The organism is Candidatus Alcyoniella australis (genome assembly GCA_030765605.1).
GTDB lineage: Bacteria > Lernaellota > Lernaellaia > JAVCCG01 > Alcyoniellaceae > Alcyoniella > Alcyoniella australis.
In genome coordinates, this window is the sequence record JAVCCG010000048.1 from 34,231 (window position 1) to 49,192 (window position 14,962).

Sequence of the window (14,962 nt, forward strand, 5' to 3'; positions counted from 1 at the left end):
TAATTAATCTTTCAGGATAGCGGGAACAGTGCGGCTCGAGATGCCGAACTGCGGCAGATCCCAGGCGGCCGATAGAGCGGGCTTGTCCAAACCGTAGATCACTATCCCGCTGTCAGTGCAAATCTCTTGGGAAGCGCTTTGCAGCGGCAGCGTGATACAGAAGCTGTCGTCTCCGGCCTGCGAGACCGCAAAGACGTCCAAATGTTGATCGTCTTCCACGATCCAACCGGCCAGGCCTTCGGCCTCAAGCTCAGCTAGTTGCGGCAGCACGTCCCCGAGGCGATAGGGGATCAGCACGGTCGCCCAGGCCGGGTTGAGCGCTGATACTGTGGAGCTGACCACCTGGTGGCTGTCCACGATCGAGTGGTACTGACCGTGATAATCCCACAGGGAGTCCAACGACTGTCTGTCGGTGCTGCTGATCCAGGCCTCGAGCCCCACATCGTCGGCCTCGAACCTGAAGCCCGACCCCTCAATCTGTAGATTGCCGCCGATGGTTCCGCTCGACAGGGTGTGCCACAGCGAGCTGTATTCGTGATCTGCGTCATCGGCGGTGCGATCGATCACCACCAGGTAGTTATCCCGCACCAGCAACAGTCGGCGCTCGAAATCGACTCCCGCGTAGCGCGCCTCAACCTTGAGTCCGGACAGGTTGTCCAGGTCGACATCGGTCGAGAGGTAGGCGTCCACGCCGCAACCCAGTCCACGTAATCCGCTGGGCGGGCCCTTGCCGTCGACCAGGATCAGGTTGTGGTTCTCGGCGTCGGCGACCAGACCGCGCTTCTCGAAGTTGATGTAGCCCGAGTCGATCAGCAGCATCCGGCCGAAGGCTGCGACGCTGAAGCTGGTTGCGTCGGGATGTTCGTGGCCGATGCCGTGCTCGCGCGCCACGCCGTGCTCGCCCAGCAGCAGCGCGTACAGCGCGTCGGGCGATGCCGAGCTGCGCAGCACTCCCTGTCCCGCCGGTTCGAGCAACTTCAGCCGCGGTCGGGAGGGCACGCCGATCGACGGGTTCTCCTGATAAAAGGCCAGGTGCATCAAATCGAGCCTGCCGGTCATCCCGCGCTGTTGGAAATTCCAGTAATACTCCGGATCGTGGGTCAACGCGGCCCAGATCCCGCTGTAGGCGTCGTGCAGGTTCGAATCGTCGATCATCGGGCCCTGGCCCCAGGGCAGCGCGATATCGAGCCACCAGCGGTGGATCTGTTCCAGCCGCGGATCGAGCAGCATGTCGTTGATCTGCAGCACGCCGCCCTCGCAGCCACCGAAGCGCACTCGGCAATCGACCGTATAGGGGTAGTTCTCACCCTGTGCAAATCGGTTGTAGGCAGCCAAATAGGGCAGGGAGGACTCCTCGGTGTAGCTCAGGTAATTGGGGCCCTCGGCCCAGCCACCGCCCTCCACGTACTGCCAATCGAGCATGTAATGGTAGATCTCGGTTTGGGCAAAGCTGACGTAGACCGCGGCCTCGGGCCGCATGTTAAAGCACAGGCCGGCCATCCCCAGTCCTGCGGCGAATTTAATGTTGTGGTTGTTCTGGGTCAGCATCAGCTCGATGGGCAGAAACTCGACCTGGAAGTGATACAGTGCGTCGGCCAGCGCGACCACTCCCAGCCGCGCATTCTCGAGCGCCACCGGGTCCAAGCCGCGAATCGAGGCTAGTAGATCGTAGGCCACGCTGAACTGCCCCAGGGCTGTTCCGCCGAGAATCGTGTTCTCGTCCAGCTTGTTCAGCGGAAGTTCGTGCACCCGATGCTCGATCGATGCCAAAATCTGCAACGCCTTGCTGCACAGCGACCGATCATTGTCGAGGATCGAGACGAACGCCGCGGCCTGGGCGATGTCGGATTGTTGCAGGGTCACCGTGGGATCGTAGTAAGCGGTAGGCATTTGCGGAATCGTCCGCTGGGAGCGGGAGCGCAATCCGCGGACGATCTTGTTGTAGGGCCATTGGTCGCTCTGAGCGCGAATCAACATCTGCTCGAGCCCGCCCGAATCGAACAGCAGGCGCGGACGCTGGTCATATTCCGGGTGCCAGGCCGGAGCGCTGGCAGGATCGAACGGATCGAATCCCATCTCGAGCTCGACCCGGCTGTCGATGCCGTCGCGGTCCGGGTCGCCGATCAGTTCCTGCAAGGCCCCTGCGGTTGAATCGTCGTCCGCCGGATCGTCGTCGTTGTCGGCCGGCTGATCAGCGTCCTGCGACGGGGAGTCGTCGAAGTCGGATTGCACGCAGGCAGCACCGCAAAGGCACATCCCCAGCGCGGCGATCGACATCACCAGGCGCGGCAACCAACGTTCAGCGTTCAATCCCATCCCTGGCAGGTACATGGTTGGTATAGTAGTGCTTGACCTCGCGCATTTCCGTCACCAGGTCGGCCGCCTCGATTAAACTCTCCGGGGCGTAGCGCCCGGTGAGCACCAGCTCGATCCCCTCGGGCCGCAGCTTGATCAGCTCAAGGGCCTGCTCAATGCTCAGCAGCCCAAACCACAACGCGGTGTTGATTTCGTCGGCGACCACGATGCTATATTCGCCGGAGATCAGCGCCTTGCGCAGGGCCGCGAGGCACTGTTGGGCCTTGTCCACGTCGCGCGGATCAGGCGGCTTGGTCACGTGCACAAACTCGTCGCGGCCGAACTGCTCAATGGTCACTAAACCGCCGAGCATTTGAGCTCCTTTGAGCTCGCCGTAGAGCTGGCCCTTCATGAATTGGCCGATGTAGGTTTTAATCCCTCTGCCCGCAGCGCGCAGGGCCAGGCCCAGGGCGGCGGTGGTTTTACCCTTGCCGTTGCCGGTGTAGACCTGGACGTAGCCTCTACCGATCGGGGCGTTGCTGGTCACTGATTGTGTATCCTCGTTCGCTAAAGCGGGGCGCAGTGCAAGGTACCATGATCGGCCGGCCCTTGAAAACAGATTCAATTGACAGTTCGCGCAACTAGAACATAGGCTGCAAAGATTAATTTGCCCGCATTCTTCTTGAGGGTTCGTAGCGAGGCGTGCAAGATGCCGCAAGAACAAGGAAGCCGAGCTGGTACTCCGCAGGCTTACTCCCCGCAGTACGTCGAGGACGGATCAGCGAGGATGACACGGTTATTGCGAGCAGATTGTACGCCGTAGTAGAAGCCTCATGAAAAATACGGGCTTGGAGGTCACATGATCGTTTACCTGCTTATCATCGTTATAGCCATCCTCTGGGGCTCCGGGGGATCGATGCAGAAGCACGGCATGGCGACCGCTTTTCCCAAGCTCAGCCTACGGACCCTGGCCAAAGACTGGCACAAGATCATCGCCGCACTGCTGATGAACAAGGTCTGGATCAGCGGCCTGGGCGCGATGGCGTTGGGCAGCATCGTATTCGTCTACACCACGAGCATCGGCGACATCAGCGTGATCCAGCCGCTGACCAACATCAACGGCATTGTCGCGGTGCTGATCGGCGTGTTTCTGCTCAAGGAGCGCGTGCAATCCATCGAGCTGGTGGGAGTGATGCTGCTGGTCGGCGGAGCGCTGGTGGTCGGTTTCTCCTCAGAGGCCTCCACCGCCGGTCAGGCTAACGAGTCGATGCTGCTGATGCTCACGGCGGTCACCGTGGTGCTGCTGGTGCTGGGATTCGTGGTCTTCGGCCTGGGATCGCGCCTGGGGGGCGGAAGCTGGTCCGCCTTGATCATGGCGTTCATCGCCGGTGTCGGCTTTGGCTGCGCCAACCTGTTCGTCAAAGTGCTCACCGAGAGTACTAAAGAAGGCGGCGAGGCGATGCAGCTCAACGGCGCAGTGCTCGTAGATCTGCTGACCTCCTATCATATCTATGCCCTGCTGGTGGTGGTGATAATCGGCTCGGTGGCTTTCCAGCTCGGCTGCTCCCACGGTCGGATCGCGGTGATTCAACCCACGACCACGGTCTTCAGCAACATCATGCCCGTGGCCGGAGGCTGGCTGGTTTTCGGCGAGCTGATGAACCCGGGCAAGATCGTCGGCATCGTGATTATCGTGATCGGCACCCTGCTGCTGGCTTTGGGAAAGCCTGAGGAGCCCGTATCGTCAATCACTCAAAATTGTAGCCCCTGAACCAGAGAACGAACTTGGCGACCAAGGGTAAGCGGCACCGCGGCGGCGGACTGCAGCGGGCCGCGCAGAACGGGCCCGCCGCGCTGCTTGCCGCGCTGGTGGCGTTCGACACTACTAACCCGCCGGGCAACGAGACGCCGCTGGCAGCGGCCATTGCAAAGCTGCTCCAATCCTACGGCGCGCAGCCTGTGCTGCTTGAGCCGCAGCCCGGACGCGGCTCAGTGGTCTGCCGCATCAAGGCCACGGGAACATCCGCTTCCAAGGGGCTGCTGTTGATGAGCCACATCGACGTGGTCCCGGCCAAGGCCGAGGAGTGGAGCGTGCCGCCGTTCTCCGGAGTTGCGCGCGACGGGTTCCTATATGGCCGCGGCACGTTCGACGATAAATACCTCACCGCCACCCACTTGACGGCTGTGATCCAGACGCTGCGCAGCTCGCGCCCGCTGAGGCGCGACTTGATCTTCGCCGCCACTGCGGATGAGGAGGCCGGCGGCGGATTAGGCATGGACTGGATCGCCCGCAACCACTTCCCGTTAATCGACTGCGACGCGGGCCTGAACGAGGGCGGCGGCTTCAGCCTGGAGCTGGATAAGCGCAACGTCTACCTGCTGCAGGCCGCTGAACGCGGCTCGATCTGGCTCGAGCTGATCGCACGCGGCGAACCGGGACACGCCTCAATGCCGCGCAAGGATGCGGCTGTGGATCGGCTGCTGGCCGCACTGGGCGAGCTGCAATTCACGCCCGCGCTTCCGCACTTGACCCGCACCGGCGGCCAGTTCCTGGCCGGAATGCTTCCCGGGCTTAACTACCCGAGGCTCGCGGCGCAGCTCGTCTCCTCGGCCGCCTCGGGCTCGTCGCTGGCGCGGTTGTTCCCAACGGATAAAGATCAACCCGCCCCTGGGCAGTCGAATATTGAGATCGTTAAGCGGATGTTTTTCAACAGCATGGCGATCACCGGCCTGGAGGCGGGCGACAAGATCAACGTGGTTCCGTCGCGGGCGCGTGCGACCCTGGACATCCGCGTGCTTCCCGGCATCGACCCCGAACAGGTGGTCAAACGCGTGCAACGCATCTGCCGCAAGCACAACGTCGAGGTGGGTACGATCCGCTCGGTCCCCGGCGTGCAGGCCGAGTTGGAGCACACGCTGCTGCCCGCGATCAGCCAGACCATGCGCGAGCTCGACCCGCTGTCCCAGGTCGTGCCGTACATGCTGCCGGCAAGCACTGACGCGCGTTTCCTGATCGAGCGCGGGATTCCGATCTACGGCTTCGCACCGGTCATGCCGCGCAAGCAGGTCACCGACCTGACCTCGCGCGCCCACGGAATCGACGAACGGATCAGCCTGGACGACATTGAACTGGCGGCGAATTTCGCGCGCCGGATCGTCGCAAAGATTTGTCTCTGTTGATGCTAGCTAGGGATTATGTGCCATAAGGATATATATGGTTTTTCATATTAAATTTATTAACGTACTAAAGGCACTCGGTCTATTATCCTTACCATATATATTTCTATGTATATTAGCGGTCAATTCTCCTCCCGCCTGGATAATTCCCGGTGATCAGACGGACCTGTACTCATTTATCGTCATCTACCATACATTAAGACTCCTGTTACTTATAACTACATCCCTCTTAATATTTCTCTTGAGAAAGGTGTATTTATCGCAGACCGTCAGCCTGTTAAGGCGTCTGCACTCGACCCGACTGGTCAAATTAATAATCGCGAAACCACAGTTCCTACTGGCCAGTCTTTTAATTCTTTTCATCTCTGCCAATATCGCGTGGCTGAATCCGCAACCTTCATTTTCTCCGATCTGCGTTTTCCATAAACGAATACCGGTCATCTGGCAATACAACTACGACTCGAGAATGGAACTGGAAACCGCGTATTATTTCCCGGCATATGACCGAATTCCGACAAGAACAAACCGGCCTTTATTCAATGGTATAGTACATGGAATACAAAGATTTATTGGGCTGTCCCTGAGACCTTTTTGCCAACATGAGAAGCTGATTTTTGCCGCAATCGGCTTTATCATATTAAATCTGATCACGGTTAATGTTTTCGCATATCTCGGATATCTCGTGCTTCGTGAATTCATCGAAGACACTCCTGCAACGCTTGCTGTCCTGATACTTTTATTCCATAGATTTACAATCAGTTATATAACCACGTACCATACGGCTCTTTTAGAAATCCTTTCCCCGGTTGTCATCATATTTTTGTTTATGAAGTTATACAAAGATCCCAGACTATCACGCGTAGCCCTTTATTCATTGATAGTCGGCGTGCTGATGCTGGGGAAACAGAATTACAGCACGTACATCGCCTTGCTTGGGCTGGGCTTGTTTAATAGAAAGTTCTTTACTGTCTTCATCAGTGTTGTTGTACAGTTCATTCCTCTCGCATTATGGATTCTTTACCTGAAATCTACTGGTCTCCCTTACTACAACCACGAGGCTGCCGCATATGGACAGGGGGTTTGGTTATACCAGGAATATATTTACTTGCCGGTTTTCGAGATGATATCACGTATGCTTTCAGGAATATTCATGTACGGAAAAATATTGCTGAGGTTTTACGGCATCTGGTTGTTGCTTGCCCTGGCAGCGGTGATGCTAAGACCCAAGCCCGCTCTTTTCAAGGGGACGTGGCTGACAGTCTCATTATTGTTGCTCATATTTTTCAACTTTCTACAGGTTTTTGCCGCCAAGCGCTATATCCCATATATGACAGCGGACATTTCGATTGTTGTATTGGGCCTGGCCTGTTATACAATCCAAAAATGCAAGTACTTATTCTTAGTGCTTAAATCCAAATATTGGCTGCTGTTTATCCTCGTTGTCTGGCTTGGCTACAACCTGCTGCAAATTATCCATCTGCCCTGGATTCATCCATATTTACAGTTGAACAATTGCTCGTTGGGCTTGCCGCTCGCCTGAGGTTTGAGTAAACTGCCCATCGTTCAACCATTGTAATTATTGCCTCGGAGCACCCATGGCCCACAGGATCGAAGTCGCACTCCTTGAACAGATGGACGACGCGGTCGGCCGCAAGATCGGACGGCGGATCAACGAAGATCTGGGCCTGAGCATCGATGACGTGCGCACGATCCAGGTCTACACCGTCGACAAGCAACTCAGCGCCGAACAGCTCGAGGCCTGCGCCTCAGGACCGCTGTGCGATCCGATCATCCAGACCTACGCGGTCGATAATCCGCTGGCGCGCGACTTCGATTGGCTGATCGAGGTCGGCTACCTGCCCGGCGTCACCGACAACATCGGACGCACCGCCCGCGAGGCGCTCGAGGTCCGGCTGGGACTGCGCTTCGAGCCCGGTGAGTCGGTCTACAGCTCGATCCAGTATCTGGTTAAGGGCAAGCTCGAGCCCGGCCAGGCCGAGGCCATCGCCCGCGACGTGCTGGGCAACGGGCTGATCCAACGCTTCACCGTGATCAGCGCCGAACAGTTCGACGTTGCCGGCGGCGTCCCGCTGGTGGTTCCCAAGGTGACGTCGATGCACCATCCCGAGGTCCGCCGGATCGACCTCGACGTTCCCGAAGCAGAGCTGTTGCGCATCAGCAGCGAGGGCGTGCTGGCGCTGAGTCTCGAGGAGATGCAGACCCTTGCCTCGTATTATCATCGGCCGGATGTGCGCAAGCGTCGCAGCGACGCGGGCCTGCCGCCGGATCGGCCCACCGACGTGGAGCTGGAATGCCTGGCCCAGACCTGGTCCGAGCACTGCAAGCACAAGATCTTCAACGCACTGATCGACTACGACGACGGCAGCGGCGAAGGCGAGGTAATAAATTCGCTGTTCAACACCTACATCAAAGGCGCTACCCGCGACGTGCGCGAGACGCTGGGCGAACGGGACTACTGCCTCTCGGTGTTCAAGGATAACGCCGGCGTGATCCGCTGGGAGCCCGACACCAACCTGGTGATGAAGGTCGAAACGCACAACAGCCCCTCGGCTCTCGACCCCTACGGCGGAGCGCTGACCGGAATCGTCGGCGTCAACCGCGATCCGTTCGGCACGGGCATGGGCTCCAAGCTGTGCTTCAACGTCGACACCTTCTGCTTTGCCTCGCCGTTCTGGGACAAACCGCTGCCGCCGCGGCTGCTGCATCCCAAGCGGATCCTCGAAGGCGTACGCGAGGGGGTCGAGCACGGCGGCAACAAGTCCGGAATTCCGACCGTTGACGGCGGACTGGTGTTCGACGACCGCTTCGCGGGCAAGCCGCTGGTGTTCTGCGGCACCGGCGGGATTATGCCGGTCGAGATCAACGGCAAACCGGCACACGAAAAGCAAGTGCTGGCCGGCGACTTGATCGTGATGTGCGGCGGCCGTATCGGCAAGGACGGGATTCACGGCGCGACCTTCAGTTCCGAGGCGCTGCACGCCGGAAGCCCGGCCACGGCAGTTCAGATCGGCGATCCGATCACCCAGAAGCGGATGACCGACTTCCTGCTCGTGGCGCGCGACATGGGGCTCTACAATTCGATCACCGACGACGGCGCGGGCGGACTCTCCTCGTCGGTGGGCGAGATGGCCCGCGACTGCGGCGGATTCACCCTCGAGCTGGACAAGGCTCCGCTCAAGTACGCCGGGCTCGACCCTTGGGAAATTTTAATTTCCGAATCCCAGGAGCGCATGACCCTTGCGGTACCGCACGATAAGCTCGAAAGCCTGCTGGCGCTCTCGGAAAAGATGAACGTCGAGTCCACGGTGCTCGGCGAGTTCAACGACTCGGGCATGGCCTGCTGCCGTTTCCAGGAGCGTACGGTGCTGCTGCTCGAGATGGACTTCCTGCACGAGGGACTGCCGCAGATGCGGCTTAAGGCGGTCTGGCAGCCGCCGCAGCGCGACGAGAGCGAGCCCGACGAGCCGCAGGACTACGGCTCGATCCTGCACAAACTGCTGGCGCGACTCAACGTCTGCTCCCGCGAGTACGTGATCCGGCAGTACGACCACGAGGTGCAGGGCGGCTCGGTGATCAAGCCGCTGGTCGGCGCGTTGAACGACGGCCCCTCCGACGCCGCAGTGGTCAGGCCATTGCTCGACCGCTGGAGCGGGGTGGTGGTCAGCAACGGCATCTGCCCCAAGTTCTCGGACATCGACGCCTACGCCATGGCTGCCAACGCGGTGGACGAGGCGGTGCGCAACGCCGTGGCCGTGGGCGGCGACCCGAATTATCTGGCGGGCCTGGACAACTTCTGCTGGTGCGATCCGGTGCAAAGCCAGTCCACGCCCGACGGACACCACAAGCTCGCCCAACTGGTGCGCGCCAACAAGGCGCTCTACGCGATGTGCTTGGCCTACGGCATCCCGCTGATCAGTGGCAAGGACTCGATGAAGAACGACTTTCAAATCGGCGAACACAAGATCAGCATTCCGCCGACCCTGTTATTCTCGATCATCGGCCGCGTGGACGACGTGCGCAACTGCGTGACCATGGACGCCAAAGCTGCGGGCGATTTGGTCTACGTGCTGGGGACCACGCGGCACGAGCTGGGCGGCTCCGAGTATTGCGCCATGTTCGGCACGATCGGCGCGCAGGCGCCAAGCGTGAACGTCGAGCACAACCTGGACATTTACGAGGCCCTGGCCGCCGCGATCCAGAGCGGGTTGGTGCAAAGCTGCCACGACGCATCGGACGGCGGACTGGGCGTGAGCCTGGCCGAGAGCTCCTTTGCCGGCGACCTGGGAATCGAGATCGACCTCGAGCGCGTGCCGGCCCAGGGCGCTCTGCGCTCGGACGTGCTGCTGTTCAGCGAATCGTCGGGACGCTTCGTGGTGACGGTCAGCCCGGATCTGGCCGCTGATTTCGAGCAGGCGATGGAGGGCGCGTCGTTGGCCAAGGTGGGAACGGTGACCGACGATCGTACCCTGACAATCAAGCGTAAACAGCTCTCACTGATCAATGAGAACATCGACGAGCTGCGCGCAACCTGGAAAAGCACGCTGGACTTCTGATGGACAAACAAGTTCGCGCGATGGTGATGGCCGGCAACGGCACCAACTGCGAAATGGAAATGGCCCATGCCTGCCGCATGGCGGGCGCGGAGGTGGTCGACACCGTGTCGATCTACGAGCTGCTCGACGGCGAGCGCAAGCTCGAGGACTACCATTTCCTCAACATTCCAGGCGGCTTCCTCGATGGCGACGACCTGGGATCGGCCAAGGCCGCGGCCAACATCTACGCCCACGCCAAAGTGCGCAACAGCGACGAAACCCTGCGCGGCCAGCTCGAGCGCTTCGTTGAGCAGGGCAAGCTGATTCTCGGCATCTGCAACGGCTTCCAACTGTTGATCAAGCTCGGGCTGGTCCCGGCGATCGACGGAAAATATTTCGAGCAGCAGGCCACGCTGACCTTCAACAAGTCCGGACGCTTCGAGAACCGTTGGGTGCGGCTGACGATCGACCCCCAATCGCCGTGCGTGTTTACCCGCGGGCTGACCAGCATCGAACTGCCCGTGCGTCACGGCGAGGGGCAGGTAGTGGTTCCCGACAGCGCCATGGGCGAGCGCCTCAAACACGGGCACGTTGCGCTGCGCTATGCCGCTTGCGTGGGCGGATTGCCGACCGAGGAATATCCGGCCAACCCCAACGGCTCTCAAGACGGCGTGGCCGGACTGTGCGACCCCAGCGGCCGGGTCTTCGGCATGATGCCGCACCCCGAGGCGTTCCTGCATCGCACCAACCACCCGCGCTGGACCCGCGAGACCCTGCCCGAACAAGGCGACGGACTGGCGCTGTTCATCAACGCCGTGGACTACATCAGGGACAACCTGCTCGACTGAAGTCTCAGCGGTAGCTGACCAGCCGGTTGCGCTCGAAAATCTGCAACAACTGCATAATGCGCTGGACCACCGGCTCGACCTCGTCGCCGAAACGTTGCTGCATCTGGTCGCAGATCTGTTGCACGTTGCGCTCTCCGTCGATCAACTTCCAGCAGTAAGCGCTACGTTCGTCGAGTTTCAGGCTCAGCTGCTCCGAGCGGCGCAGCAGCCTGCCGAAGAATTGCCCGATTTTGGAGCGGAAACGCGGTGCATGGATTACGACGCAGCCCGGATCGCCCGTAATATCGGCCGGCCGCTGCAGCGGAACCAGTGTGAGGAAGTTGCGTGGCGCCAGCGCCACGCGGGTCAGCCCTCCTCGGTCCTGGACAAGGCTACCTTGACCAGCATCCAGACGACCACGCCGAGCATGATGATCGGCATCAATCCCTTGGGGTCGAGCTTGAAGAACACCATCGACGCCAACAGGATGCCCATAATCGCCTCACCGGCGATCAACCCCGAGGCGAACAGCGTTCCACGGTGGATGCTGTGTTTCGGGTCGTCCCCCTTGCCCTTGGCGCGTCTGGTGAGGACCAGCGCGATCAGTCCGCCGAAGAGGATCGGCACCGACAGGCTCAACGGCAGATAGATCCCCACGGCAACGGGCATGATGTGCATGCGGAAGACCTTGCCCGACGAGCGGAGGATCTCGTCGATGGCGATGATCACCACGCCGATGATCGAGCCTGAAATCAGCATGCCCCAGGGCAGGGGAGTCTCGGTGAAGATCGAGCTGACCAGCGAGGCGAACAGCGTGGCCTGGGGCGCCTTGAGCGGCTGCACCCCCTCGATCACCTCAATGCCGATGCCCGGGTAAGTGTGCAGCAGGGTCAGGATCGGGGGGATGATCGCCGCCGGAGTGATGACCGCCACGAGCTGCACTGCCTGCTGCTTCCAGGGGGTCGCGCCGACCAGATAACCGGTTTTCAGATCTTGGCAGATGTCGCCCGAGGTGCAGGCCGCGCAGCACACAACGCCGGCAATGCCCAGCGAGGCGATGATCCCGGCTGTGCCGGTCATCCCCATCTTCCAAAGCACGGCCGAGGAGAGCAGCACCGTACAGATCGTCATGCCCGACACCGGGCTGTTACTCGATCCGACCAATCCGACAATATAGCTGGCCACAGCCACGAAGAAGAAGGCTGTGACCACCATCAGCAGACCGGAGATCACACCGATGCCGAAGCTTTTCGTGAGCACGATATAGAGCACGAATATGGGAATAATCGTCGCCAGTAGGAAACCGAGGATCGTGGGCAGCGAAAGATCGCGCTCAGTGCGCGACACCGCGCTGCTGCCGTCGGCGTGGGTGGCCTTGCTGTAGCCGGCCATCGCCCCGCCGATGCCGCGCACGATTCCCTTGCGCACTTTGATGATCGACCAGATGCCGCCGACCACCATCGCGCCCACGCCCAGGAAGCGGATGCGCGTATCCCAGATGGTCCACATCATGTCCAGGGACGAGTATTCCCCGCCCGAGGACGCGGAGATCAACATTGAGCTCAGCGATAGCTCTTTGGTCGCGTGGGTCATCTCGGCCACACCCATTGAGCTTTGAGTGAGCATTGCCTGGGCCATGGCCAACGCCGCCTGCGCCGTTCCGGCCGTTGAAGGATCGAAGGCCAGGGCGTAGCGGGCAATGAAGATCGGAATCGCGGCCAGCCAACCCAGGGCGCCACCGATGAATACCAACAACGAGATATTGAAGCCGACAATGTAGCCCACGCTGAGCAGGGCCACCGAGACGTCGGTGCCCATGTACAGCGAGACCTGCAGCTTGCCGATCATCCAGACCCAGGCTCCCTCGAGGGTGCCGGCCACCATGTTCCAGCCCGAGACCAGGAATTTGAAGATCGCGCCCACGGCCATCGCCTGGAAGATGTAGCTCACCGATACGCCGCCGCGATCGCCCGCCTCGAGCACCTCGGCGCAGGCCACGCCCTCGGGGAAGATCAGCTCGGCCTCCTCGACGATCAGCGCCCGACGCAGCGGGATCATGAACAGCACGCCCAGCAGTCCGCCGAAGATCGCGATCAGGGTCGTAGGCCAGAACTTGAACTCGGTCCAAACGCCGGTGATCACCATCGCCGGGATGGTGAAGATAATGCCCGCGGCCAGACTCTCGCCTGCCGAGGCGATGGTCTGGACGATGTTGTTCTCGAGAATCGTGGCCTTGCTGAACGCTCCACGCAGAATGCCCATCGAGATCACGGCCGCGGGAATCGAGGCCGAGACGGTCATGCCCGCGTACAATCCCAGGTAGGTGTTGGCCGCGGTCATAATCAGCCCGAGTCCGATGCCCAGCAACAGGGCCTTGATCGTAACCTCGGGAACGGTCCTCTCGGCGGGAATGTAGGGCACGAAGTCGGCTTGGCTCATCGGGACACCTCGCGTATCAGCGCACGACCATGTGCAGCCAATCTCCGAATAGGAACTCCATCCGACCAATCAGCAGCGAAATACGGCCCATCACGGTATAGCCGAAGCTCGCGCCGAAGGTGACCATCAGCACCATGATTCCGGCCTTGCTGGCCACTCCGAACGCTCCCTTGTGCTCTTTGCTGAAGAAGAAGTAGACCAAGCCGCAGAGCACTCCGAGGATGATCACGATGTTCGAGAACGTCTCGCCGACGGAAAACTTGCCCTCGACCATCCCGACCACCGGCAAGATCGTGCTGTAGATCTGGCCCATGAAATCGGAGTTGAAGTAGCTGATCAGGTAGAAGCCGGCCGTGGCGCCGACCACGAAGCTCAGCGCCCAGCGGCTGAGCCAGCCGATCTTGGGCACCAGCTGCATCAGCAGCAGCATGCCCAGCAGCAGCGGAATGACGTACCAATAGTTCGGGTCGTTCTCCATCACGCCGGGGATCAGGCTCGAGGTCCAGACCGGCGTGAGCTTGCCGAACAGGTTGGGGATCATCACCTGCCACACGCCCAGAGCCATGTAATAGCCGGCGCTGACCCCGATGAACAGGTGCTCGGCAAAGCGGTACAGCGGGTTGTCGCGGTACAAAAAGCTCAGGATACAGATCGTGAGAAAGGCGCCGATCCAGACCCAGAAGGCATCGTAGCTCGACCAGGGAGCCAGTGCGGGACCGAATGCGGTGTAGAGGACGACCATCAGCACCAGCACGCCGGCAACGATCCATTCAGTCTTCCGAGTCGTCTTTTCATCCATTGTCACTACCTCCCCTGGCCTGTCTGCGGCGCTCGACGAAGTAGGTGATGTTTCCCAGCAGAATGAAGGCGACAATCACCAGGTGAGCGATGGCCTGAGGGCTCATGTTACGAATCGCACGCTTGTAGCTGTTGTCGGAGAACCGCGGGTAGGCGTCGCCCAGCGCCGCCTCGAACTCGGCCGCTCCCTTGAGTCCGCCCATCAGGCCGACCAGCTGGCGCGGGTAGTACGGGTAGAGCAGGGGAGCCTGGACCGCGGTCGATCCGCCGACGATCGGAATGTTGGCCTTGTCGCCGGCGAACTGGATCCACTCTTTGAGGCCCGGCGTGCCCGCGGAGATGTTGATGATCAGATCCATCTGCTGCAGGTTCTGCACGCCCTTCATGATCTCGAGGTCGTTGAGGCTACGCCCCTCGACGTCGGTGAAGTACAGCCCGCGGAAGTTGGTCAGAACCACGTTGATCACGCCCTGGGCCCCGGATTTAAAGCCCAGGTTGACGTAATCGCGGCCCGATTTGTAGTTGGGAAAATCTTTCTTAATTACAGATTCGATGGTGCTCACGGACATCGACTGGCCCATCGGCCACAGCGCCATGATGTAGATCCGATGGTTCTTCTGGCACAGGTGGCGCATCAGCGCGTCGGCCATCGGCTGCAGCTCGGGCTCGGAGGGCGGGTCGTAGTCGAAGCTGACCAGCACGCGGCTGCCGTCGGGCAGCTCGTCGATGGCGTCGAACACCGCCTGGACGATCTTGGTCGGCTTCTCGGGAAAATAGACCGGGATCAACAACGGAATGATCACCGACAGAGCGATGCACAGGAAGATCACCCGCCGGTCGATGTTCATTAATATGTCTAGTACTTTGTTCATT

Annotated in this window: 11 protein-coding genes; 5 read left to right on the forward strand and 6 right to left on the reverse strand. The window is 60.4% G+C overall.

Annotated features, from left to right (window positions below; all coding sequences use genetic code 11):
* Positions 1-3 precede the first annotated feature (3 nt).
* Positions 4-2,310 (reverse strand): heparinase II/III family protein, encoded by a 2,307-nt coding sequence (locus P9M14_05420; GenBank protein MDP8255168.1) that lies wholly within the window; start codon positions 2,308-2,310, stop codon positions 4-6.
* The gene (locus tag P9M14_05425) at positions 2,300-2,842 is read right to left on the reverse strand and encodes a cob(I)yrinic acid a,c-diamide adenosyltransferase (protein ID MDP8255169.1); all 543 of its coding nucleotides are present in this window, start codon (positions 2,840-2,842) and stop codon (positions 2,300-2,302) included. Before P9M14_05425 ends, P9M14_05420 begins: the two co-directional genes overlap by 11 nt.
* A gap of 369 nt (positions 2,843-3,211) precedes the next feature.
* On the opposite strand from P9M14_05425, the gene P9M14_05430 reads away from it, so the two are divergent.
* The 5 genes from P9M14_05430 (at position 3,212) to P9M14_05450 (ending at position 10,873) form a co-directional block, all read left to right on the forward strand.
* Positions 3,212-4,066 (forward strand): hypothetical protein, encoded by an 855-nt coding sequence (locus P9M14_05430; GenBank protein MDP8255170.1) that lies wholly within the window; start codon positions 3,212-3,214, stop codon positions 4,064-4,066.
* A 14-nt stretch (positions 4,067-4,080) separates the two neighbouring features.
* Entirely contained in the window at positions 4,081-5,475 is a 1,395-nt protein-coding gene (locus P9M14_05435; GenBank protein ID MDP8255171.1) for a M20/M25/M40 family metallo-hydrolase, read from the forward strand.
* 463 nt (positions 5,476-5,938) lie between these two features.
* Positions 5,939-7,012, forward strand: a complete 1,074-nt coding sequence (locus P9M14_05440; protein ID MDP8255172.1) for a hypothetical protein — start codon at positions 5,939-5,941, stop codon at positions 7,010-7,012.
* Positions 7,013-7,067: 55 nt separating this feature from the next.
* Positions 7,068-10,046: an AIR synthase-related protein gene (locus tag P9M14_05445; protein ID MDP8255173.1), complete on the forward strand. Its 2,979-nt coding sequence runs from the start codon at positions 7,068-7,070 to the stop codon at positions 10,044-10,046.
* The gene (locus P9M14_05450; protein ID MDP8255174.1) at positions 10,046-10,873 is read left to right on the forward strand and encodes a phosphoribosylformylglycinamidine synthase subunit PurQ; all 828 of its coding nucleotides are present in this window, start codon (positions 10,046-10,048) and stop codon (positions 10,871-10,873) included. Before P9M14_05445 ends, P9M14_05450 begins: the two co-directional genes overlap by 1 nt.
* A gap of 4 nt (positions 10,874-10,877) precedes the next feature.
* Here the strand turns inward: P9M14_05450 and P9M14_05455 are convergent, their stop codons facing one another.
* The 4 genes from P9M14_05455 to P9M14_05470 are packed head-to-tail and all read right to left on the reverse strand — an operon-like array spanning position 10,878 to position 14,961.
* Positions 10,878-11,213, reverse strand: a complete 336-nt coding sequence (locus P9M14_05455) for a PqqD family protein (GenBank protein ID MDP8255175.1) — start codon at positions 11,211-11,213, stop codon at positions 10,878-10,880.
* A 5-nt stretch (positions 11,214-11,218) separates the two neighbouring features.
* Positions 11,219-13,291: an oligopeptide transporter, OPT family gene (locus P9M14_05460; protein MDP8255176.1), complete on the reverse strand. Its 2,073-nt coding sequence runs from the start codon at positions 13,289-13,291 to the stop codon at positions 11,219-11,221.
* Between the two features lie 16 nt (positions 13,292-13,307).
* Positions 13,308-14,090, reverse strand: a complete 783-nt coding sequence (locus tag P9M14_05465) for a hypothetical protein (protein ID MDP8255177.1) — start codon at positions 14,088-14,090, stop codon at positions 13,308-13,310.
* Positions 14,083-14,961, reverse strand: a complete 879-nt coding sequence (locus P9M14_05470) for a hypothetical protein (protein MDP8255178.1) — start codon at positions 14,959-14,961, stop codon at positions 14,083-14,085. The genes P9M14_05465 and P9M14_05470 overlap by 8 nt, the downstream gene beginning before the upstream one ends.
* Position 14,962: the final 1 nt, after the last annotated feature.